The 23,272-nt window shown below is 38.3% G+C and carries 21 protein-coding genes and 2 pseudogenes; 1 reads left to right on the forward strand and 22 read right to left on the reverse strand.

Annotated features, from left to right (window positions below):
* From K401_RS34380 to K401_RS0100090, 18 genes and pseudogenes are all read right to left on the reverse strand, one after another.
* Positions 1 to 565: RHS repeat domain-containing protein (locus tag K401_RS34380; protein ID WP_156945332.1), on the reverse strand; the 565-nt coding region annotated here is incomplete at its 3' end.
* Positions 566 to 1,230: 665 nt separating this feature from the next.
* Positions 1,231 to 1,677 (reverse strand): SMI1/KNR4 family protein, encoded by a 447-nt coding sequence (locus K401_RS0100010; RefSeq protein ID WP_024291031.1) that lies wholly within the window; start codon positions 1,675 to 1,677, stop codon positions 1,231 to 1,233.
* A gap of 59 nt (positions 1,678 to 1,736) precedes the next feature.
* Positions 1,737 to 2,066, reverse strand: a complete 330-nt coding sequence (locus K401_RS0100015) for an HNH endonuclease (RefSeq protein WP_024291032.1) — start codon at positions 2,064 to 2,066, stop codon at positions 1,737 to 1,739.
* An 84-nt stretch (positions 2,067 to 2,150) separates the two neighbouring features.
* Positions 2,151 to 3,059, reverse strand: a complete 909-nt coding sequence (locus K401_RS0100020; RefSeq protein ID WP_498371131.1) for an RHS repeat domain-containing protein — start codon at positions 3,057 to 3,059, stop codon at positions 2,151 to 2,153.
* Positions 3,060 to 3,330: 271 nt separating this feature from the next.
* Positions 3,331 to 3,795, reverse strand: coding sequence for a hypothetical protein (locus tag K401_RS31670; RefSeq protein WP_024291034.1), 465 nt, complete (start codon positions 3,793 to 3,795; stop codon positions 3,331 to 3,333).
* A 46-nt stretch (positions 3,796 to 3,841) separates the two neighbouring features.
* Entirely contained in the window at positions 3,842 to 4,312 is a 471-nt protein-coding gene (locus K401_RS34385) for a polymorphic toxin type 47 domain-containing protein (protein WP_498371135.1), read from the reverse strand.
* A gap of 15 nt (positions 4,313 to 4,327) precedes the next feature.
* Positions 4,328 to 5,407: pseudogene (locus tag K401_RS34390) on the reverse strand (RHS repeat domain-containing protein); the annotation flags it as partial.
* Between the two features lie 373 nt (positions 5,408 to 5,780).
* The gene (locus K401_RS0100035) at positions 5,781 to 6,188 is read right to left on the reverse strand and encodes an Imm50 family immunity protein (RefSeq protein ID WP_024291036.1); all 408 of its coding nucleotides are present in this window, start codon (positions 6,186 to 6,188) and stop codon (positions 5,781 to 5,783) included.
* 13 nt (positions 6,189 to 6,201) lie between these two features.
* Positions 6,202 to 6,621 carry an HNH/endonuclease VII fold putative polymorphic toxin gene (locus K401_RS0100040; RefSeq protein WP_084492747.1) on the reverse strand — a complete coding sequence of 140 codons (420 nt, stop codon included), beginning with the start codon at positions 6,619 to 6,621 and terminating at the stop codon, positions 6,202 to 6,204.
* A gap of 271 nt (positions 6,622 to 6,892) precedes the next feature.
* Entirely contained in the window at positions 6,893 to 7,246 is a 354-nt protein-coding gene (gene cdiI / locus K401_RS0100045; protein WP_024291038.1) for a ribonuclease toxin immunity protein CdiI, read from the reverse strand.
* Between the two features lie 22 nt (positions 7,247 to 7,268).
* Entirely contained in the window at positions 7,269 to 8,921 is a 1,653-nt protein-coding gene (locus K401_RS0100050) for an RHS repeat-associated core domain-containing protein (protein WP_024291039.1), read from the reverse strand.
* Between the two features lie 280 nt (positions 8,922 to 9,201).
* The gene (locus tag K401_RS0100055; RefSeq protein ID WP_024291040.1) at positions 9,202 to 9,711 is read right to left on the reverse strand and encodes a DUF6985 domain-containing protein; all 510 of its coding nucleotides are present in this window, start codon (positions 9,709 to 9,711) and stop codon (positions 9,202 to 9,204) included.
* 98 nt (positions 9,712 to 9,809) lie between these two features.
* The gene (locus tag K401_RS33440; protein WP_330363196.1) at positions 9,810 to 10,580 is read right to left on the reverse strand and encodes an RHS repeat-associated core domain-containing protein; all 771 of its coding nucleotides are present in this window, start codon (positions 10,578 to 10,580) and stop codon (positions 9,810 to 9,812) included.
* Between the two features lie 403 nt (positions 10,581 to 10,983).
* Positions 10,984 to 11,193, reverse strand: a complete 210-nt coding sequence (locus tag K401_RS0100065; protein ID WP_024291041.1) for a hypothetical protein — start codon at positions 11,191 to 11,193, stop codon at positions 10,984 to 10,986.
* Between the two features lie 15 nt (positions 11,194 to 11,208).
* Positions 11,209 to 12,129 carry a pyocin-S2/colicin E7-DNase domain-containing protein gene (locus K401_RS32210; RefSeq protein ID WP_024291042.1) on the reverse strand — a complete coding sequence of 307 codons (921 nt, stop codon included), beginning with the start codon at positions 12,127 to 12,129 and terminating at the stop codon, positions 11,209 to 11,211.
* Between the two features lie 218 nt (positions 12,130 to 12,347).
* Positions 12,348 to 12,779, reverse strand: a complete 432-nt coding sequence (locus K401_RS30890; protein ID WP_024291043.1) for a hypothetical protein — start codon at positions 12,777 to 12,779, stop codon at positions 12,348 to 12,350.
* A gap of 8 nt (positions 12,780 to 12,787) precedes the next feature.
* Positions 12,788 to 13,117, reverse strand: a pseudogene (locus K401_RS34165) (polymorphic toxin type 47 domain-containing protein); the annotation flags it as partial.
* 136 nt (positions 13,118 to 13,253) lie between these two features.
* Positions 13,254 to 14,480, reverse strand: coding sequence for an IS110 family RNA-guided transposase (locus K401_RS0100090; RefSeq protein WP_024291045.1), 1,227 nt, complete (start codon positions 14,478 to 14,480; stop codon positions 13,254 to 13,256).
* Between the two features lie 957 nt (positions 14,481 to 15,437).
* Here K401_RS0100090 and K401_RS0100095 point away from each other — a divergent pair.
* The gene (locus K401_RS0100095) at positions 15,438 to 15,713 is read left to right on the forward strand and encodes a hypothetical protein (protein WP_024291046.1); all 276 of its coding nucleotides are present in this window, start codon (positions 15,438 to 15,440) and stop codon (positions 15,711 to 15,713) included.
* 144 nt (positions 15,714 to 15,857) lie between these two features.
* On the opposite strand, the gene K401_RS0100100 is transcribed toward K401_RS0100095, so the two are convergent.
* From K401_RS0100100 to K401_RS0100115, 4 genes are all read right to left on the reverse strand, one after another.
* Positions 15,858 to 16,307, reverse strand: a complete 450-nt coding sequence (locus K401_RS0100100) for a DUF4274 domain-containing protein (RefSeq protein ID WP_024291047.1) — start codon at positions 16,305 to 16,307, stop codon at positions 15,858 to 15,860.
* A 337-nt stretch (positions 16,308 to 16,644) separates the two neighbouring features.
* A complete protein-coding gene (locus K401_RS0100105; RefSeq protein WP_024291048.1) occupies positions 16,645 to 17,349 on the reverse strand; it encodes an endonuclease V in 705 nt (234 codons plus the stop codon).
* Entirely contained in the window at positions 17,324 to 17,800 is a 477-nt protein-coding gene (locus K401_RS0100110) for a toxin-antitoxin system YwqK family antitoxin (protein ID WP_024291049.1), read from the reverse strand. Before K401_RS0100110 ends, K401_RS0100105 begins: the two co-directional genes overlap by 26 nt.
* Positions 17,801 to 17,815: 15 nt before the next feature.
* Positions 17,816 to 22,813, reverse strand: a complete 4,998-nt coding sequence (locus K401_RS0100115; protein WP_024291050.1) for an RHS repeat-associated core domain-containing protein — start codon at positions 22,811 to 22,813, stop codon at positions 17,816 to 17,818.
* Between the last annotated feature and the right edge of the window lie 459 nt (positions 22,814 to 23,272).

Consider the following 23,272-nt stretch of genomic DNA (forward strand, 5'->3'; position numbering starts at 1 on the left):
CTGCCGACTCTTTTAACCTGCCGTTTGGATAATAGTGATACTGATTGGTAACGGCATATCTTCCTTTCCCATCCTCGGCCCGGCGGTATACCAGATGATTGTCCATATTGTAGTGGGTAGTAATATGATTGTCATTCCGGTCTATGCAGAGGTCTGGACGGCCTTCTTCATCATAATAAAAATATTCACTGTTTCCTTCCTGATCAACCCGTTCATACACCTGGCCAAAGCTATTATACTTATAAGTAATCGTTCCTCCGTTGGCATCAGTAGTACTGATGATATTACCGGCATAATCATAGGCATAACGTTCGATTCCTCCATCGGGTGTATATACCTCTGTAATCCTCCCCCAGTCATCAAGGACAAACTGGGTCAGGTTCTCATTCCCATCCCTGACTCCTGTAATATTTCCCTGGGCATCATACTGAAAGGACTGCGCCGCCTCTCTTTTTTGGGCCTGCCCCTTACCGGTATAGCCCCCTGCTGTTTTACCTGATGCATTATATGTGTACTCGGTATATTCAGTCTCACCCGTCCATAGGTTCGACAGCCTATCTACAATAAACTAATGGGTGAAAAGAACAGAAAAAGAGAAAAAGAGGAACTACAGCAAGAGTATTTCTCCCTCTGTAGCCCCTCTCCAGTCCAGTTTACCATAAGTGGTTTTTTTGAAAAGAAGAGTTCACCCCCATACTGGTAAACTCTTCCTTACTTTTTATGACATTTTTAAATATGCTTTCAAAAAGCCTATCTACATTAATCCATAAATATAGTTCCTACCAACAATCTATCTTTTAATTTTACTTGTTGTATCGACCCACTGTAGTGCTATCCTCTAAATTATGCTGTTCCTCCCCTGAATAATATCAAAGAATATTCCATCTTTTCAGTATGCAAATAATAGAAAGGCAAGAGAATGCTCCGATTTAGGAGTTATTTCTCTTGCCTTCCATTACTTCTAAATAAAACCTTTTACTTTGCTCATAATCTAGGAATGATTGTTGTTCTGCTAAACCTTCTGGTGTTGATCCGAGTTTGGATCGGCCATAACGGCTGTCTGCCGAGAGGCTGCCGCACGTACACAGTTGATATCTTTCGCACCTTTCTCATCCGGATCGCTGAAATAAAGCGACTCCTGTGTTCTAAATTTAATTATTAAACAAAGTTTGTAATGTATGGTAACATCCTTATTAAAATTGCATTTTTCTTAGTAAAGCCAATAATTTTTTATTCTTTATATAAAAATAATCCATTTAAAAATTCTATAAAAGTTTTTGCAACAAAATACATGCATTCATCTTCTGTAGAATTTTCATAATCTAAACAATTATCCCAAAAATAGATTCCTTTCCAATCTTCTTGATTCACTAACAAAACCAGACCACTTCCTGTTGCATGTCCTATAATTAACATATTTTCTAGTAATTCATCCCTATACTCATTCAGCCATGTTTCAATAGATAAACTTTCTTTAGCATTACCCACCCCAAATAACGACCCTAGAGCAATCGGTTCTGCTATCTTTTCAGCATTAAAGCAAACAATCTCATCATTGGCACTCCCGCCATTATTTCTCAATAAATATTCTTTATAATCATCAGGTAAATCTAGATTGTTGTTTCTTTGAAATACTTCTAAATCTTTACTATCCAAACTCCCAAAACTTGATAACATATGTTATCCTCCTTATTTCATAGTATTTTAATTATTTGTATGTTCATAAAAAGAAGATATTAATTATTACTTTTCATCTTTGATATCCCCCCTCGATGTCTAAACCTATCGTGAATAATTGAAATCACATCTTGCAAGGTCTTTCCATCTTGATGATGGTGCCACGTACCATCTTCACTCTTAATATAGCCTAAATCTTTGGCAGTTTGAAAATCTTTATTTCTACCTTGAAACGGTCCTATATCAGCTTCTTGATTTACCATCCCCGCAGCCATAAAATCAGGATATCCATCGGGATAACTAACTTTATTTCCTTCCCAATCATTGTATGTCCATGTCCCATCTGTGTCTATGGAAATTTTTCCACCTTTGTCATACCACTTTTTCACATCTGGTGAATTTTTAGGTTTTGTATCTAGAATATCTTTTGGAATATCTCCAGCTGATGAATATGACTGTCTCGAACCCTCAGTCTACTCCGCCTGCGGATTATTCTTCCCCGCCGGACACAGCCCCAGATAACCACTGGGATCATAGTAAGTAATAGGATTATTCTGACAATAAGCATAGAGGTTCAGTCCATATCCCCGGTACGCATCCTCCTGCATAAATCTGCCGATCTTCGGATTATAAAACCTCGCCCTCAAGTAGTATTGACCGCTGATTCCATCATACATCTGACCCGTATAGGTAATTCGGTTTTCTATACTTCCTGACGTTTCTATTATACTTCCAAACGGGTCATAGTGGTAGCTTTTTCTGATCTCCTGTTCCTGATCCAACAGAAATATCGTACTTCCCATCTCATCACACACAAAATAGTGCGGGGAGTCCTCTCTTGCACTTTGCAATGACACCACATGATGTCCGCGGCAATAACGTTTCTGTTCCGAACCACTCTCTTCTGTCACTAATTCTCCCCGGTCAAATACAAAACGGATCACCTTTCCTGCTTCTTCCGTTTCATAACGCATGCCTTCTCCATCGTACCGATAGCTGGCAGCACCCTTTTCCGCGGTTACGCTGTTCTGCCGGTTCAAAGGATCATAAGCATAGGTTCGGCTGACATCCTTTCTCTGTTCTGACACCAGATTCCCCTGCTTATCATAGAGATAAACCATGCGGTTTGATTCTGATTCCAGCCCTGTCAGTTGATTTTTACGGTTATACTGATATCGTTCTTCTCCGGTTTGGGTCTTCTTGGTTAACCGGTTCCCTGCCAGATCATAAGTATACTGTTCTGTGTCACAGTGATACGTTGCTTCTGACAAACGGTTCATCACATCATAACCATATACAGTGGCCTTCTCTATCAAGATCGGATTGTTGATATTAGGGGTGGCATCGACCCTCGGATACTGGCGGGCGGGGTGCAAACACAAGTTCGAACTTAAAACCGCCGCAAAATTAAACTTGAATCCGGCGGCGGTTTGATGGTTTTACTTATGGATACATAAATAATGAACAATGTTTAAATCTATTATAGCTTGTTATGGCGAGCGGGGCTCAAACAAGATGTTTCTAGCAATTCAGGGAAATTATTAACAGTCTTTTAGAATGGTTATTCTATTTACATTAAACATTATTTACAACCCGATTAATCATCAAATTCTTGATTATCAAATGAGTGAAGAAAGATTTCCCGTAAGTCTTTTACTTTGGATATCTTGCTTTATACCTCTTATCATTTTCTAACCATTCACATGCAGTTCCCATAGTAAATAGACATTGTGAATGATTATAACCTAATAAGTAATTTGCATCTCGATCCGTAATATAAAATTCTATCACCCCACACTCGTCATAAAACTCAACAAACTTACTTCCATTCTCAATCTCATAAAAATTATTCCCCATATCTTTATTAAAAAACAGAATAATTGAGTCACTTTTAATAAAATCTCCAATCCATCTCCAAGAATCCGGAACATCAATACCAACCATTGAAGAAAAAACCACAGCATCGAATATTGAATAACCTATACGTACATTAGGTCTTAAATACTTCTCCTTAACAGCCATCCATATTCTCTCTCTTTCAGCCTCTGACAATATGCTGATTTTTTCTCCAATATTTCTCCAGAATTCCAATAAGTGTTGTTCCATAACAATTATCATATCCTTTCCAAACTGTCTTTTCGCTCGTTTTTTTATATAGGAATCTCTAATATATCTTTGGCCAAGTTGGTCGCACTTGTTTATAGATTTGTTCAAGCAAATCGGAATATGTATAATCTCTTCCTGTAGGCACGTCTACTAAAATGTGTCCTACAGTTTTTCCTTTCGTTCCATACTGCCATCCTACATGCGGTGTATCTGGTCCACCTGCCCAATTCCCATTTCTATCTACTCCATAATGTGCAAGATCTAAATCTACAAAGGATTTATCTGGCCCTAAATATTCCACTGGAATTGATTTTCCATTTAAATCTTTAGCCCATTTTGTCACTTTGAATTGATCTCTTGTATATCCGGTTCGTGATTCTATCTGAGCGAAAGCTTCATCTACTGCATCTCTATATGTTTTATCGGTACCTCTCCAATCCATATCTTGATCTTTCAGCCGATATTGAAGATCAGGTTTATCCTCCGTACCCGCCTGCGGATTACTCTTCCCCGCCGGACACAGCCCCATATAACCACTGGGATCATAGTAAGTAATAGGATTATTCTGACAATAAGCATAAAGGTTAATCCCATCTCCCCGGTACGCATCCTCCTGCATAAATCTGCCGATCTTCGGATTATAAAACCTCGCCCTCAAGTAGTATTGACCACTGATTCCATCATACATCTGACCCGTATAGGTAATTCGGTTTTCTATACTTCCTGACGTTTCTATTATACTTCCAAACGGGTCATAGTGGTAGCTTTTTCTGATCTCCTGTTCCTGATTCAACAGAAATATCGTACTTCCCATCTCGTCACATACAAAATAGTGCGGGGAGTCCTCTCTTGCACTTTGCAATGACACCACATGATGTCCCCGGCAATAACGTTTCTGTTCCGAGCCACTCTCTTCTGCCGCCAATTCTCCCCGGTCAAATACAAAACGGATCACCTTTCCTGCTTCTTCCGTTTCATAACGCAGGCCTTCTCCATCGTACCGATAGCTGGCAACACCTTTTTCCGTGGTCACGCTGTATTGCCGGTTCAAAGGATCATAAGCATAGGTTCGGCTGACATCCTTTCCCTGTTCTGACAACAGATTCCCCTGCTTGTCATAGAGATAAACCATGTGGTCTGATTCTGCTTCCAGCCCTGTCAGCTGATTTTTACAGTTATACTCATATCGTTCTTCTCCGGTTTGGGTCTTTCTGGTTAACCGGTTCCCTGCCAGATCATAAGTATACTGTTCTGTGTCACCGTGATACGTTGCTTCTGACAAACGGTTCATTACATCATAACCATATGCATTCTGATAAACATCCCCTGACTTTTTCGTGCAGTTTCCATTTCCGTCATAGGCATATGCATAATTAAGCAGTACTTTCCCGTCAGAGCCTACTGTCACCAGATGCTCCATCAGCCCATCGTCCTGGTATTGATACTCTGTTTTGACTCCATTCCCGTAGGCAAGGGAACGGATCCTCCCTTCCGGCGTATATTGATACGCTGCCAGAAATGTATGGTTTTGGCTGTCCCTCACTTCCCTGACTCGATTAAGAACATCGTAGGTATACCGGGTTGCAATCCCTGTTACATCCGTCAGTTCTGTTACATTTCCATTCTTATCATAATTTAATCTATTATTACCGGGTCGAAAAGAGAGCTGGAGAAAGCCGGGTGGTCAATAACACCCCCCGACAGCTACTTCACCCAGCAGTGCTGGGCGAGGAGCTTTTACATGAGGTGGTCGGAAACTTAGCTTGTCACAGTAAAGCTGGTCAGAATGTAACAAAGTTGGCATACACCAAGACTTTGTCAGATGCACCCTGAACATCCACATATCATATCGTTTCTCTACCAACATGGCTTTATTGACAGTATACGAGTAAGTAGATTATTAGATCAATTTAAAGTTGCGTTTTAAAAGGGAAAGCCTTTCCGTTGAGAAAGACTTTCCTTCTCGAATTATCGCATATCAGATTCGTTAACTTAGATTATGCTTTTTCATACCCTTTAAACTCATCATTATATTTCATCGGAACTATTCTTTGAATACGACCTCCTCCAAATTTACAAAAAACTCTAGACTTGTTACTTCCTAAAATCTCCAGAACATACATAGTTTCATCTTTACTAATAGTAAATACTTCTGAATGTAATAATTCATGATTGATTTTTGCTTGAAATTCCTTCACTCCAAACAACTCAATATTTAAACATACAATATCCCATGCTTTCCATTTTGGAGGTGAATTCTTTACATTACATTTTGTTAAAACATCCATTTTCATGTTAAAACCTAATGGCTGGTAGTTAATATTATCTATTGCAGCCCCTGTAAAGACATCATCCTCACCAAAAATCTCACTTAAAACAAACTCATTATCAAAACCTAACAGCATATTACTTCCCTTTCTACTTCTTATTTCTATAATTAAAGTAATAGTGGTCTTTCATACCTGACACACGTCCTGTATTTGTATTCGTATCGGGCCTGACATTAAAATGCGATGATTGATTCCCTACTCCATCCGAATACAAATGTCCATACGAATGATCTTGTATAACTACCTGTTGGATCGAATTTCCTTGTGCATCAGTTTTTCCTGTAACTGAATATGTCAATTCTCTTGAGTATACGAAGTCACCATTTTCTACTATAGGATTTCCATACTCATCACGTAACCTTACCATTGTTTGCGAATCTGGTTGTTGAGATTTAGGAATTACCAATTCTTGCTTAATATCCCCCAAAACTTCTTTTCTAGATAAATCCCCCAGACCCTCAGTCTGCTCTTCCTGCGGATTATTCTTCCCCGCCGGACACAGCCCCATATAACCGCTGAAATCTTTATTGAAAATTTACCAGTTGAAGAGAAGAAACTAATTGATAAGTATATTGACTCCCTTATAAGCCAACTTGCTTTAGAAGAAGCTTTTCTGTATCAGCATGGATTCATGGATGGTATGAAGATACTAAATATATTGAAAAACTATAAATGAATTCTCTTAAGTAAGTATGTTCTGTTGAATATGAGGATGTCCCATAAGTCATGAAATGACTTATGGGACATCCTCTTTGCAATACCTATTTAACCTTTCAAAACTATGAAATCTTCAAGTCTTTTTTTATCTGATTCAAATAACCATCTAATAATTCTTTGTCATTGGAATTTTTTGTGATATGCGCATTACATACTTCTAAAAGTCGCTCATAAAATAAACTATTTTCGATAAATATCATAGTATCTTCATCATCTGCCGGTTTCCAAAACAACAAGGTTACGTACCCTTCTTTATAGTCTTCATCCTCAGGATCGAAGGAACAAGAAATGTATTCTGCCCCTTGTCCTTTTGATTGTGCCATTTGTTTCACTGCACCTATTTCTAATTCTCCTAAAAAGCATATATATTCAAAATATAATTTTAAATACTTTTCTTTCTCTTCTGAAACTCTCATTATCTATTCCTCCTACTCTATTTTATTCTCCTGGCAATTTAGGAAAGAAATTTGTTATTTTCCCATCCTCATAAAAACCTCGAAATTCTAACCCATTTGAAGAAAATCCTTTAACATATCTACCATTTATAGTTCCATTTTTCATCGCTTCCCAGCCCCATTCTAACATTTGACTGTCAGAAATGATATTAGGATCATAATATGTTTTAGGATCTGGTATATCTTTAAATCCAAGAAAATTTCCTCGTCCATCGTAGGCAGGTACACGATACTTTTGAGCATATACTCCATCTATTGTCGGATGCGGAACGGGTTCACCCACTTTCAGATCATCTAATGGAAATCCTGTACTCTCTAATGTACTGTTAAAATTATCCAAGTTATGTGCACCTAATACGCCTTTCTTTTTCGGTCCAATACCGTCTCCATTAATGAAGTGATTATCGGCTTTAGTTAATGGCCCCATAAAGTCTGAATCACCGGGCTTTGGAACCTTACCCGAACCCTCAGTCTGCTCCGCCTGCGGATTATTCTTCCCCGCCGGACACAGCCCCATATAACCACTGGGATCATAGTAAGTAATAGGATTATTCTGACAATAAGCATAAAGGTTCAGTCCATCTCCCCGGTACGCATCCTCCTGCATAAATCTGCCGATCTTCGGATTATAAAACCTCGCCCTCAAGTAGTATTGACCGCTGATTCCATCATACATCTGACCCGTATAGGTAATTCGGTTTTCTATACTTCCTGACGTTTCTATTATACTTCCAAACGGGTCATAATGGTAGCTTTTTCTGATCTCCTGTTCCTGATCCAACAGATATATCGTACTTCCCATCTCATCACACACAAAATAGTGGAGGGAGTCCTCTCTTGCATTTTGCAGTGACACCACATGATGTCCGCGGCAATAACGTTTCTGTTCCAAACCACTCTCTTCTGTTGCTAATTCTCCCCGGTCAAATACAAAACGGATCACCTTTCCTGCTTCTTCCGTTTCATAACGCAGGCCTTCTCCATCGTACCGATAGCTGGCAGCACCTTTTTCCGTGGTCACGCTGTTCTGCCGGTTCAAAGGATCATAACCATAGGTTCGGCTGACATCCTTTCCCTGTTCTGACAACAGATTCCCCTGCTTGTCATAGAGATAAACCATGTGGTCTGATTCTGTTTCCAGCCCTGTCAGTTGATTTCTACGGTTATACTCATATCGTTCTTCTCCGGTTTGGGTCTTCCTGGTTAATCGGTTCCCTGCCAGATCATAAGTATACTGTTCTGTGTCACAGCGATACGTTGCTTCTGACAAACGGTTCATCACATCATAACCATATGCGTTTTGATAAACATCCCCTGACTTTTTCGTGCAGTTTCCATTTCCGTCATAGGCATATGCATAATTAAGCAGTACTTTCCCGTCAGAGCCTACTGTCACCAGATGCTTCATCAGCCCATCGTCCTGGTATTGATACTCTGTTTTGACTCCATTCCCATATGCAAGGGAACGGATCCTCCCTTCCGGCGTATATTGATACGCTGCCAGAAATGTATGGTTTTGGCTGTCTCTAACCTCTCTGACCCGGTTAAGAACATCGTAGGTATACCGGGTTGCAATCCCTGTTACATCCTTCAGTTCTGTTACATTTCCATTCTTGTCATAATCATACGACAGCATTATAATACAAACAAAGGGGAAAGACCAAAAAATGATCTCTCCCCATGGTAACTGATGGTTATCTTATATCAGTATTTGAGTTTACACAGACTTTGAAACAGTCTCTCTGTCATAAATTTAAACCTAAAAAGAATGGAAAAACTGTTCTCTATTTAATTTATTTAAGATGCCACTGCATGAGGGCAGCACTTATTACATAAAGATGCGTTATGTCAACAGGTCCTTAATTATACGTCATTCTGAAATACGGTAGGTTATTCATCGCTTACTTTTTTATTACTTACTCATCTTCTCTGCATACATAATTTGTTATATAATCATCAAAATCACAATACCATATGTCTAAATCATCCCAAACACCTACATAAACCACCTTATCTTCTTTTATTAACCATTGTATACCATTATCCTCATCCCAATCACAACTCCCCCCTAAATTGAGTACAGGAATGTTTTGATCACTTTCATCTATGTACATATCAACTTTCAAATGATTTATTTGCATATAGTTAAATATCTCTAAAGGATCTTTAACTTCACTTAAACCATCTGGATATTCAGCATCCGGATAATTTTTCATTTTTATTTCACAAAATTTTTTTGAATATCTACATAAATCTACTACAACATTTTCATTAATATTATTTAAATAATTTACAGTTTTTATTACATATGGCATAGGTACTTCTTTATCAAAAAATAATGTAATATATTTTTTTATGTAGTCAAAATATACCTTTCCTTCCATTTGTCCAAATTCATTCTCAAATACTTCTTTTATCAATTCCATTTTATTCCTCCTCTTAAAAATTTAATAATTAAACTAAAGATATTGTATCAATATATTTTAATACAGTACTTTTATATTATTTCTAATGTTTAAAAGTCTTAATAACCAAAATACTTAAAGTAAAAATTAATTTCCCCCACCCCACCTGTATGACCAAAGTATGAATTTATTCTCGTTGGCACAAGTTGCATTGTAATCATATTATTACATTCATGCCATGTTAATTTATTTGTTTTAACCATTTCTTTTAGCTCAGTAACGCTTTTTCCTGTTTGTAAAGATAGCTGCTCATATGCCATGGAAAAATTTGTATTCCTACCATTTGGTCCCCCATGCATATTAAAAATCTCAACTGTACCAACGGAAAATGAACTAAAATCAGGAACTCCATTTGTATAAGTAACTCCATCAACTCCATACTGTGTTTGTATAATCTCTCTTAATTTGGGATCACTTGGTATAAATGTTGATTCACCTCTTTTTCCTGTCCAAGTACCTAATGATGAATCCTCGCTAGGTGTTTGATTAATTCTATTTTTATATTGTTCCTGTTCAAAAGTATTACTCTTCCCCGCCGGACACAGCCCCAGATAACCACTGGGATCATAGTAAGTAATAGGATTATTCTGACAATACGCATAAAGGTTCAGTCCATCTCCCCGGTACGCATCCTCCTGCATAAATCTGCCGATCCTCGGATTATAAAACCTCGCCCTCAAGTAGTATTGACCGCTGATTCCATCATGCATCTGACCCGTATAGGTAATTCGGTTTTCTATACTTCCTGACGTTTCTAGTATACTTCCAAGCGGGTCATAATGGTAGCTTTTTCTAATCTCCTGTTCCTGATCTAACAGAAATGGTATTATTCTTTAAGATCATTATAGCAATCAAAAACACAGCCAGTAAATTAGGGCTGTGTTTTTGATTGAAATTAAATAAGTTAATACTTCTATAGAAATTATAGCCTTATAAAAATTTATCTAATTTCAAACATGATTTATTTCTTTTTCTCTAATATTAAGTGGTAATAGATATCGGGTAGCAATACCTGCAATCTCAATTGTATACAATTAACAGCAATTAAATAATCCATTGTTTCATTAAATACAAAGTATTCCATACCATATGAATTTTCAAATAATTCTCCTAATCTTTTAGCATTATTGACTTTTACTACAGATTTTCTTGCAATATTACTATCCTGACCCCAAAAACATATGCTGGTTCTTCTTTAAGGTACTGAGAATAAGTAAAATATATGATTCCTGCTTACAAAATAATTGGTTTGTAACTATATAGCTTTTCAACTATTTCTTCAACAGTTATCCCATTACCAGACATAATTGTTTTTATTACTTCTGGATTAGAAGTTGCTATTGATATCTTTGATATCCATTCAGAAATTTCATTATCATCACCTGCTCCTATTCTAATTTTACTTACGAGTTCTGTTACTTCTTGTTTGGTTATTTTTTCCATTATTAAATTGCTCCTTTATTTAAAATATTTGTTAAAACCATTATAACCATGATACTCTGGTATCAAAATTTCCGCATGATATCTAGGTGTTACAACAACAAGATTATTTAGATCAAATACCCCGCCGCCTTGATTTATGGGAGTTTTGTGGTGTATTTGATATGTTACCGAACCATTTATTGTCTGAGAATCTATAACAATTGGAGCACCACCATTTCTCATTCGGTAAATGTTAGTCATATCCCCATTAATCATAAATTCATCAGCATATGAAGAATTACCAACTTCTCTCCAGAAATCCTTTCTAAACTCATCAAAATTATCATATGTTCTCCCTGAAAGTGTATCAGCAATCTCTTTTGGAATAACACCTGCGTTTCCTTCTGAACCATATAACATCTTCCCTGCATCTGGAGCATTTTCTCCGCCTGTTACTATTCCTGAAGAATTTATTCTTTGCGTTGCTGTAGTAGAATCCTTGCTACCCGGACCCTTAGTCTGCTCCTCCTGTGGATTATTCTTCCCCGCCGGACACAGCCCCATATAACCATTGGGATCATAGTAAGTAATAGGATTATTCTGACAATAAGCATAAAGGTTCAGTCCATCTCCCCGGTACGCATCCTCCTGCATAAATCTGCCGATCTTCGGATTATAAAACCTCGCCCTCAAGTAGTATTGACCGCTAATTCCATCATACATCTGACCCGTATAGGTAATTCGGTTTTCTATACTTCCTGACGTTTCTATTATACTTCCAAACGGGTCATAGTGGTAGCTTTTTCTGATCTCCTGTTCCTGATCCAACAGAAATATCGTACTTCCCATCTCGTCACATACAAAATAGTGGGGGGAGTCCTCTCTTGCACTTTGCAATGACACCAAACGATGTTTTACCAAAGGCAGGCAGATATTGTCCCGATACATTGACCACATGACTGGGCAATTAGCATTTGAGGAAACATTTCTCTACCAACAAGGTTTTATGGCTGGGGTCAGGGTATTGAATTCTTTAAGAACATTATAGCAATCAAAAACACAGCCAGTAAATTAAGGCTGTGTTTTTGATTGAAATTAAATAAGTTAATATTTCTTTAAAATTTATAGCCTTATAAAAATTTATCTGATTTTAAACTTAATTTATTTCTTTTTCTCTATATATTAAGTGGTAATAGATATTGGGTAGCAAGACCTGCAATCTCAATTGTATACCAATTAACAGCAATTAAGTAATCCATTGTTTCATTAGATACAAAGTACTCCATACCATATGAATTTTCGAACAATTCTCCTAATCTTTTAGCATTATTGACTTTTACTACAGATTTTCTTGCAATATTACTATCCTGGCCCCAAAAAACATATGCTGGTTCTTCTTTAAGGTACTGAGAATAAGTAAATTCATACTTTTCTGTAGGTATTGAAACTGTATTTTTACCGATACCCAAATGTCCATCTGTCTTAAAGGGATTATAAAATGCTAAAACAGCCCTAATATACCCTTGAGCCTCATTCTCATTCAGCAGACAAATCTCTATATTTAGCTTATTACTTGCTTCAATTAATTCTTTTACATAATCCAACATATTCACACCTACTTTCTAGTTGCTGGAACCCTATCTACAAATATATGTCCCCTAATTCTATTGCTTCCCTTACCAGCAGTTTGATATCCGATATGAGGCGCATGTGGTCCTTCTCCAAGTTGTCCATTAGGTTTAACATTATTCCACTGCGGAATGTCCATATTTACATTCGCCCCATTAGGCCCTTGCCATTCTACAGGTATACTTTTCCCGTACTCATTAGTGCCCCACTTAGTCACTTCGAACTCTTCTTTGGGAACTCCCGTTCGCCTGAATGCTTCATCAAGTCCATCTTGATATGTTTTTCCGGTACTTCTAAGATCGACATCTTTTTGAGAATTGAATTCCCAATTGCTACCTGTAAGACCATCCCCCGAACCCTCAGGTGGAGTACTGAGATGTACGGAAAGGGGTGAAAATTAGTATTCTATTAAAAAAGTATAGCACATCTTGACGCTATTTTTAAGAAAAAAATTACTGTTCTTCTTCTGGCAGTGGTTCCCTGTATTCTGTCTTATTTTTCATCATTCCGTACACAATGTTCACCAACTGGCGCATGATACAGACCAATGCCTGAGATTTTGTCTTTCCCTCACTGATTTTCCGCATATAATAACTGTGAAATACCGGATGATTGGGCATTCCGTTCTTGGGTACAGAAACCATAGTCACTGCCAGGAAATAAAACAGACCATGCAGTTGACGGTTCCCCTGTCTGGAACTCTGTTCCTTGCCTTTTCCGGCAGAACTGAACTTGACAGGCGCCACTCCTGCAAATCTCGCCAGTTTATCTGCATTGGAAAACCTTCGGATATCTCCGATTTCCGCAATCAGCTTACTGGCTACCGTTATTCCAATTCCCGGCATACTGGTCAGTTTATAATCAAAGGTGAGCAGGATCTTTTCGATTTCTTCATCAACTCCTGCCAGTTCTTCTTTCTGATGTTCTAAATTTCTTACCAGACTCCTTGTGATAAAATCCCTGGATTCCTGGTATTCCCGTATGGTATTTCCATCATTCCGAACACAGTCCAGAATGAGTTCCGCTTTATCCCTTTTTGTAATACGGGCTATTTCTTTAAATTCAGCAGTTAATTCTTCTGCTGTTTTCCCCTCTAAATGCACTGGAGAAGGATAAGTCCTCCAGAAGTACATAGCACATTTTCCATCGATTTCACTGAAAAATTTATGATAGCTGGGGTATGCCATAGATATCTGTTCATGAAGGCCGTTTTTAAAGCGGATTCCGTCTTTTACTAACATTTCCCTCTGGTTTACCAATTGTGACAGAGTCCATTCGTTATCCTTGGGCTTTGCATCAGGCAAAGTATGCAACTGATTAATCAAAACTGTTGCCACGCAGTATGCATCCCACTCGTCATTTTTTCGGAACATAGGCGCACTTTTTCTCTGGTCATAGGCCAGGGCGGGATTAATGTCTTTCACAGCATAACCATTTTCAATCAGCCAGACCGCCAAGCTTCTGCCATAGCCATAGGCATTCTCTAATCCGTAAATCGGATTCAGCCCAAGATTACGTGATTTTCTATTTACCTTTTCTGCCAGCTTTTTAAATTCACTGGGCTTGTTTTCTATCGCAACAACCTCTAACTTTTCATTCCAACAGTTTACCATTACTGCTGTATGAGTTTCTTTATGCAGATCAATCCCCACATAAAGCAGATTTTCTCTTCTCTGCAATTCTCTCCCTCCTGCTCTTGTTTCCAACCAGTCAGTTCCTGTACCGGCAACCTCAGATGACAGCGTTAACTCGGAATGAGCCCGCAAGGGTTCGACAGCCTATCTACAACAAACCAATGGGTGAAAGGACAAGTTATTTCTTTGATTGGTTGTTGATGTTAACTCTCTATCGAATGGATTACAAGTCATTTCTGATTTTATTTTTTAGGAGAAAGAACAGAAAAAAGAAAAGGGGGCTGCCGCAAGAATATTTCTCCCCCCGTAGCCCCCCTCCTGTCCAGTTTACCATAAGTGGATTTTTTTGAGAAGGTGGGTTCACCCCTGTATTGGTAAACTTTTTCCTTACTTTTTTATGACACTTTTGGACAGAGCTTGTAAAGACTATCGGCTTAACACACAATTCACCGTTCCTGCTGGCAATCCTTTTTTATTAGCCCGTTTGTACGCTCGTGTTGCCCCTGTATGCCCTTAACAAGACTCAGGCCGCATAGTTGACCATTTACTGATTAAAACCAAACGTAAGGCGATTTGGCAAACGAGAAATCCCAACTGCCTTATTGATATCTTTCTACCAAAGTCCACTGAACTGCCGAATTACGAATCAGCCGCAAAGCCTATATCCAGGCAGATTTTTTAGCCTGTATTTACCGGGTCGAAAATAGAGCAGGAGAAAGCCGGGTGGTCAAAAGCAACCACCCGACATCCACTTCGCCCAGCAGTGCTGGGCGTTTGAGGGACTTTTACATGAGGTGGTCGGATTTACGCTTTGTCACAGTAAAGGTGGTCGGAATCTAGAAAAATTGGCATGCACTAAGACTTTACGAAGTACACCTTGAGCGTCCACCTATTATGCCTATCGTTCATTTCTGCTGCTTTAAAAGCTTATTATTAGTAATTTATGGTATCGACTTTCTAAAGAAATTTCGGTATCGTATGTTCTCAAAGGAGGGAAACATTATGACCGAACAGGAATTACTGGATATGTTTATTCAGGAACGTATCGCTATGCTAATTGAAATATTCCATCAAAAACAGCCGAACCAATACGAGGAAGAATATAAGCAAATTCTTCACGCCGAAATCTTCATTGATAATTTACCAAGCAAGGAAAAAGAACTAGTTCAAAATCACATTGATTCGCTAATAAGGCAGTTCATGTTGGAAGAAGCTTTTCTATATCAACATGGTTTTATGGATGGTATGAAACTGTTAAAATATATTGATAAATTGTGATTTTCTATTAATAAACCAAACCCATCATTACGATTTGCATTAAATCAGCCCTAAAAGTTTTCATAAATTGAAAACATACAAAAGCTATAGTGCTTTAATGAATTAATCTTAATAATTATAAAGCATTATGGCTAATAAATGTATTTATAAAGTTATGTTCAAATCATTATTTCCTATGCTTTCTAAAAAGACATATTCTTCATTAACAAAATCTTTTTTCAATTTAAATATTTGAACACTGCTTAAAGGAGGAACAAATTTTGTGTCATTTTTTATAAATCTATTTTCAAGTATCATGTGATACAAATCTTTAATAAAAATAGACCATTCCTTTAAGCTATCATTCTTTTCATCTTTATTCTGCAAATACCTAAATCCATCAGCCGAATAAAAAATCATTAATGCTATACTTAGATTACAGCATTCTTTAAGAAGTATATTTTTAGGTATCTCAAACCCATTATTCCAATTATAATTGTAGGCATACACATACAGTATTTCAGGATCATTAATACCGTGTAATTCATTTAATACTTCCTCAGCATTTTTTTCATATAACATTTGCTGAATAATTTTTTCTTTTTCCTTATCCATATATAACATATACTCCTTTACTTAATTCTATTTAAATTTCGTTGCCACAAATCAACTGATGCATCTTGATTCGGATAAAGCGTTAATCGACTTTGCTGCAACTTTTTCAAATTGCTTTGCAATCTAATACTTATCGTTGAGACGTATTAGAGTCTTGAATAATATCAATGTCTCTAATGTGTTCCCTTGAACTGCTTATCCAGAACCAGAACGCTTAAATCATTTAAAAACTTTGTACAACAAAGCACAGCGACTTCAACAAATAAAAGTCACTGTGCCTGAGAATTAATAATAAAAGTATAACTTAAATGAAACTACTATGTTCATATAACATAAATTAAATTCCCGTTATAATTTTTCTTTGCTTTCTTGTTTCAATATCTGCTAAACGGGTTGGTAGAGGTTGCCGGCTATCTTTATCTATAAGATTCAATACAATATTTGTTGATGTATCAAGTGTTATCCAATTTCCACATGATACAAAAATTGGTTTAACACCTTTATGTGTTCTTAGCACACGACCATGTACCTTGTCTTTTATAATAATATCTGTATAGGCACCATCAAAATCTTCTGGCATTAAATAATCAACATTATTGATTTTTAAATAACTTTTTGCTACACCTATAGTAGGCTTATTAAGATAAAAGGAGGCATGAGTCGCTATTCCCATATTCCGATAATGTAAATATCCGTTTCCATCAAACATAATTAAATCCGTATTTGATTCTAACATTTTAAAAGTATTAATTATCAACGGCAATTCCCTAAAGGATAAATAACCAGGAATATAAGGAACATCAATTTTGCCAGTTAATGATTTAATTTCTACTATTTCCTTAGAACAGTAGTTAATTGTTACAATGCAACAAACTGCATAATCTGTACCTTTTTCTCTCCAATATGCTAAATCAATTCCTGAAATTGTTTTTATATCTTCTAGTTTAATTTTATCAAACAATTCAATTTTATCAGCAAAATCGAGTTGAATCTCAGTATAATACGCCTCTAAGCCATTACTCTTTTCTTTTTTGTTCTTCATAATTTTCGTATTTTTCAATCATCTTTTTATCAAATTCAGTTGGCTCTGTTTGCTCTTTAACTAATATCCCCTTATCATCCCATTCAATAAATGACTCACAAAATCCATACTTATAACTACTCTCAGATTTTTTTTTGCCATCTTCATAGTACTGTAAAGACTTTCCATGCCTCGTGCCTTTATGCATATAACTAATGTTTTTTATATTACCATTCTCATAGAAGCAAACATATTGACCATTTGAAATACCACAATTATAATAACAATAGTAATTCAATTTTTGGCTCTTATATAATTCAAATATAACTCCTGTGACAGGTTCTTCTACTCCTTCCTCAGAAATTCTGCACACTTGTTGACCGTACTCACCACCATAGAAAACTATATCTCCATCAAAACAAAGACCTATCTCCATAACTTCTTCTTTTGTTAAAACTTTTTCTTGTTCCATTCATTTACCTCATTCTTATTTTATATCTGATATTATATTAAAGCCGCGTAAAATATACTCACAATGTGGACAAGTTTGAAACGGGATTTCTATCACTGGTTTCGTTGTTCCTAATGTTCTGTTTACATAAATTGTAATATCAGAAATATTTGCATCTGGATTTGCTAATAATGCTTTGTTAGCAGCGTAAATCTCTGCATGTGAACCGGCTCCATGAGTATACATATATGAATCTAGAACTTCTGGTGGCATGTTCATAATTCGCTCTTTTAAAATTGGGTGTAACTCATCTGGAAGTGCACCATGCATCTCATTAATCGCTGTATAGGTTTTTCCTGTTTTGCTATCATAGGCGCCTGCAATTGCTGGACCTAATTCTTTATTATTTAATCCCATATCCTTGAGTATCTGTCCCTCATCAATTACAGTTTTTTTCAATGCATCAATTTCTTGTTGTGCAATCTTACCCGAACCCTCAGTCTGCTCCGCCTGCGGATTACTCTTCCCCGCCGGACACAGCCCCAGATAACCACTGGGATCATAGTAAGTAATAGGATTATTCTGACAATAAGCATAGAGGTTCAGTCCATCTCCCCGGTACGCATCCTCCTGCATAAATCTGCCGATCTTCGGATTATAAAACCTCGCCCTCAAGTAGTATTGACCGCTGATTCCATCATACATCTGACCCGTATAGGTAATTCGGTTTTCTATACTTCCTGACGTTTCTATTATACTTCCAAACGGGTCATAGTGGTAGCTTTTTCTGATCTCCTGTTCCTGATCCAGCAGAAATATCGTACTTCCCATCTCATCACACACAAAATAGTGCGGGGAGTCCTCTCTTGCACTTTGCAATGACATCACATGATGTCCCCGGCAATAACGTTTCTGTTCCGAACCACTCTCTTCTGTTGCTAATTCTCCCCGGTCAAATACAAAACGGATCACCTTTCCTGCTTCTTCCGTTTCATAACGCAGGCCTTCTCCATCGTACCGATAGCTGGCAGCACCTTTTTCCGTGGTCACGCTGTTCTGCCGGTTCAAAGGATCATAACCATAGGTTCGGCTGACATCCTTTCCCTGTTCTGACAACAGATTCCCCTGCTTGTCATAGAGATAAACCATGTGGTCTGATTCTGTTTCCAGCCCTGTCAGTTGATTTTTACAGTTATACTCATATCGTTCTTCTCCGGTTTGGGTCTTCCTGGTTAACCGGTTCCCTGCCAGATCATAAGTAAACTGTTCTGTGTCACCGTGATACGTTGCTTCTGACAAACGGTTCATTACATCATAACCATATGCATTCTGATAAACATCCCCTGACTTTTTCGTGCAGTTTCCATTTCCGTCATAGGCATATGCATAATTAAGCAGTACTTTCCCGTCAGAGCCTACTGTCACCAGATGCTCCATCAGCCCATCGTCCTGGTATTGATACTCTGTTTTGACTCCATTCCCGTAGGCAAGGGAACGGATCCTCCCTTCCGGCGTATATTGATACGCTGCCAGAAATGTATGGTTTTGACTGTCTCTCACCTCTCTGACCCGGTTAAGAACATCGTAGGTATACCGGGTTGCAATCCCTGTTACATCTGTCAGTTCTATTACATTTCCATTCTTGTCATAATCATACGACAGTAACGATCTCCCGGCTGATGACTTCCTGCTTAACAGCCCCGTGGCTGTGTAATCGTATTGATAGGTAATTCCATCCCCTGCCGACTCTTTTAACCTGCCGTTTGGATAATAGTGATACTGATTGGTAACGGCATATCTTCCTTTCCCATCCTCGGCCCGGCGGTATACCAGATGATTGTCCATATTGTAGTGGGTAGTAATATGATTGTCATTCCGGTCTATGCAGAGGTCTGGACGGCCTTCTTCATCATAATAAAAATATTCACTGTTTCCTTCCTGATCAACCCGTTCATACACCTGGCCAAAGCTATTATACTTATAAGTAATCGTTCCTCCGTTGGCATCAGTAGTACTGATGATATTACCGGCATAATCATAGGCATAACGTTCGATTCCTCCATCGGGTGTATATACCTCTGTAATCCTCCCCCAGTCATCAAGGACAAACTGGGTCAGGTTCTCATTCCCATCCCTGACTCCTGTAATATTTCCCTGGGCATCATACTGAAAGGACTGCGCCGCCTCTCTTTTCTCGGCCTGGCCCTTACCGGTATAGACCCCTACCGTTTTACCTTCTGCATTATATGTGTACTCGGTATATTCAGTCTCACCCGTCCATACCGAATGCAGATTTCCACTCAGATCATACTGGTATTGATGCAGTATGCGTTTGTCTGGTGTTGTTACCGATACCACCTGATCCTGACCGTTATAAGCAAACTCTGTTCCTGCTCCGTTATCACAATCGGCCTGATATTGTTCCGGACGTACCACCTTCAAAATACGATCATTCTTATCATAAATAAAACGGCTTACTCCTCCATTTTCATCCACGAAATGCGTGAGCCTGTCTTTTTGATCATACTGGTACCGGCGGCTGTAAACGCGGTCCTTTAAGCTTTGATCCACTCGTTCTGACAGATTTCCTGCCGGATCATACTTATACCCATAAATTCTGTGGATTCCTCCCTGTTTATCCTGTTCTTCTTCCCTGATCACACGATCCAGAGCATCATAGTACCAATCCTTCCGATACCCTTTGGGAGTTATCATCCGGACACAGTTTCCATTGGGATCATATTCATATTGAGTAACTGCCAGGATGGTTTTTTCTTTCCCTTTTGCTTTTAAGAACCTTTCTTCGATTCCTTCTTTCTTTTTCACCAGATTGCCCGCAGAATCATACTCATAAGAAATCATTCGTTTGACTGCTTCACTGATCTGAAAGCTTTCATAAACCTTCTGGTTTAAGCAGTTGTATTGATAAACAGTTTTGGCTCCATGCCGGTCTTTCACTCCGGTTAACCGGTTTAACTTGTCATAGGTAAAATATAATTCATGATAACGGAGGGGATAGTCTCCATAATGAACTTTATCGCGTCCCCGCTTTTCACGAATCAAATTTGATTCTGTATCATACTCAAACAAGTTTACCGAATACCATACTTCTTCTTCAGTTGATTCGATTGGTTTCCAGGTTGCAATCCGATTCCCTAACAAATCATAATGATGGCTGGTTGTATAACCCATGGCATCCGTTTCTTCAGTCAGATTTCCTGCCAAATCATACGTTAAGGTTTTTTGAGCCACACCCTCCTCATCGATGATCCGAATCAGACGATTCATGCCATCATATTGGTAACAAATCCCTTTCCCATCATCAATCTGTGCATCATAAGATTCCGGCCTTACCTTTTTGATCAAATTTCCGTTTCCATCATAAAAGCATCGCTCCACGGATTCATCCGGATAGATCGTGCGAATCCTTCTGCTGTCAGAATCATATTCATAACGAGTACCATAGCCAGCCTCTCCGTCTTTCGCATAACCGCAGGGGTGTATCTTTCTGATGATGTTTCCAGCCAGATCCCTTTCCTGTTTCCAGACATTTCCCAATGGATCACGGGTTTCAGTCAACCTGTCAAAGAAATCATACTGATACATCCATGCATGGCCGCCGACTCCCTGATTAGGCGGGAAAAGAGCCGTCATATTTCCCATTTTATCATAGGCTCTCCTGGTTTCATTTTCCTTTCCATCACGGACATAGATCATATAGTTTTGCTTATTATAACAAAACTCTACTGTCCCATACTCCGTAGTTGTAGAAACTTTTCGTCCTGCCTGATCGTATTCAAAGATCGTTGTTTGACCAACCGCATCCGTAACCTGAGAGGGTTCCGGTAAAAGATGCCCGCCATTTTTATCATAGGTATAGCTTATCTCGTTTCCTCTGCTGTCTGTTTTCTTTAAAATCCTGCCATAGCTATCACGTTCATATTGGGATCGCTTCCAAATACCTTCTCTTACTTTCGTCCTTTCTTCCACTAAAAAACCATCAGGATTATAGCGATATCTGAACTCTTCACCGGTATTTGCTGTCCTGGCAATCAAATGCTGTTCTGTATCATATTCATTCTCCCAGATCTGACCGGAAGGCAGCTCCTCCCTTACTATATTGCCAAAAACACTAAAGTCTCTCCTGATGATATTTCCATTCCGGTCCTTCTCATAGATCTTATTCGTCCATTCATCGTAACCTGTCTCTTCTATTGTCCCATCATCAAAGAAGCTGTGAGTAATTAAACACTGCTCATTATACCGATACCGTTCGGTTCTTCCCAACGCCTCAATAAAAACAATATTTTCCCGTTTTTTAGGATCATACCGGATTGTGCTTTTACTGCCATCCAGATAATACTGGGCAGCCACACGGCCTTTTTCATCGTATTCATTTCTTACATAAGCATGACCGTTTTGATCTATCACTTGAGAAATATGGTGATTTTCTTCATACTGATAGGTAGTTATTCCCTCATCCACATGACATACTGCTGTTAAATAATCATTTTCGTATTTGTATTGTATGGTACGTCCTGATTCTTCTCTGACTTCAACAAGACGGTCTTCCTCATAGATAAAATCAATCACATATCCAGATGCTGTCACAACCTGGCTCATATGAGCTTTCTGGTAATGGATCTCCGTACTGCACTGGCCTCGTCCTTTGATGGCAGTCAAACGGCCCATTTGGTCATAATAATACTTCTGGTCACCTGGGATATCGATCATCACAAAGCCTTCTTCCGGCAGCTTTCTCAATTGATACCGCTCATCTCCCTGCCGCATGTTTCGGTAGTTCTCCTCCTGAAGAAAAAACTGCTCCATATGTCCGTCAAAGCATAGCACATCAATTGCCTGTTCCTCGTCATGGAGAAATAACCGTGATTCTAAATTTAACCTCCAGCCCTTCCCCATAATTCCCTTACATGACAGACGGGAATTATAAAACCGTTGGATCCGAAACTGGCTTTTTGTCATATTTGCTAACGTCAGGTCAGTTGTTTCCAGACAGAATGCACCGGTTGCCATATCGACTGGATCGATAGAAAATACAATATTTGTTGCAAGTTCCGCGGGATCGGAAAGCCGGTGGTATCCATTATACTTACCATTGTAAGACTTGGTACCAGAGTTATCCTGGCTTATATGCTATCCGCTGTAAACTGGATCGGAATTGTTGGGATATGGTGGGCAATTCCTATTGGGTGGGCTCTGGCAGATGTGATCAGTGTTATTTTAATCAGGCATTATTATGTAAATAATCGCTGATCAGATGAAAGAAGCATCCTGGGATTTCTTCTTTTAAATTTTTTCATATACATGGGTACAGCCCAAATTTCAAGGGGCTGTTGCAAAAGCATTAACTGAGGGAAGGAGGTGCGGACGTAAAGTTGAACTTACACTGATAATCCAAGGTTACGTCCGCACCTCCGTCTCCGGTTTAGTTATTGTTCTTTCTTTTATGTTTATCTGCATTGCTGCTTTCAC

The sequence above is a fragment of the Lacrimispora indolis DSM 755 genome (assembly GCF_000526995.1).
GTDB classification, from domain to species: Bacteria; Bacillota; Clostridia; order Lachnospirales; family Lachnospiraceae; genus Lacrimispora; species Lacrimispora indolis.

Excerpts from the sequence above, each read along its gene's own strand:
- K401_RS0100115 (WP_024291050.1), bottom strand. The coding sequence starts at position 22,813 with ATGGCAACCGGTGCATTCTGTCTGGAAACAACTGACCTGACGTTAGCA.
- K401_RS0100095 (WP_024291046.1), top strand. The coding sequence starts at position 15,438 with ATGACCGAACAGGAATTACTGGATATGTTTATTCAGGAACGTATCGCT.
- cdiI (WP_024291038.1), bottom strand. The coding sequence starts at position 7,246 with ATGAGAGTTTCAGAAGAGAAAGAAAAGTATTTAAAATTATATTTTGAA.
- K401_RS0100065 (WP_024291041.1), bottom strand. The coding sequence starts at position 11,193 with ATGGAAAAAATAACCAAACAAGAAGTAACAGAACTCGTAAGTAAAATT.
- K401_RS0100110 (WP_024291049.1), bottom strand. The coding sequence starts at position 17,800 with ATGGAACAAGAAAAAGTTTTAACAAAAGAAGAAGTTATGGAGATAGGT.
- K401_RS0100040 (WP_084492747.1), bottom strand. The coding sequence starts at position 6,621 with ATGGGGCTGTGTCCGGCGGGGAAGAATAATCCGCAGGAAGAGCAGACT.
- K401_RS0100105 (WP_024291048.1), bottom strand. The coding sequence starts at position 17,349 with ATGAAGAACAAAAAAGAAAAGAGTAATGGCTTAGAGGCGTATTATACT.
- K401_RS34385 (WP_498371135.1), bottom strand. The coding sequence starts at position 4,312 with ATGGGGCTGTGTCCGGCGGGGAAGAGTAATCCGCAGGCGGGTACGGAG.
- K401_RS32210 (WP_024291042.1), bottom strand. The coding sequence starts at position 12,129 with ATGTGGTCAATGTATCGGGACAATATCTGCCTGCCTTTGGTAAAACAT.
- K401_RS0100035 (WP_024291036.1), bottom strand. The coding sequence starts at position 6,188 with ATGCTGTTAGGTTTTGATAATGAGTTTGTTTTAAGTGAGATTTTTGGT.
- K401_RS31670 (WP_024291034.1), bottom strand. The coding sequence starts at position 3,795 with ATGATAATTGTTATGGAACAACACTTATTGGAATTCTGGAGAAATATT.
- K401_RS0100055 (WP_024291040.1), bottom strand. The coding sequence starts at position 9,711 with ATGGAATTGATAAAAGAAGTATTTGAGAATGAATTTGGACAAATGGAA.
- K401_RS30890 (WP_024291043.1), bottom strand. The coding sequence starts at position 12,779 with ATGTTGGATTATGTAAAAGAATTAATTGAAGCAAGTAATAAGCTAAAT.
- K401_RS0100100 (WP_024291047.1), bottom strand. The coding sequence starts at position 16,307 with ATGGATAAGGAAAAAGAAAAAATTATTCAGCAAATGTTATATGAAAAA.
- K401_RS0100050 (WP_024291039.1), bottom strand. The coding sequence starts at position 8,921 with ATGCTGTCGTATGATTATGACAAGAATGGAAATGTAACAGAACTGAAG.
- K401_RS0100010 (WP_024291031.1), bottom strand. The coding sequence starts at position 1,677 with ATGTTATCAAGTTTTGGGAGTTTGGATAGTAAAGATTTAGAAGTATTT.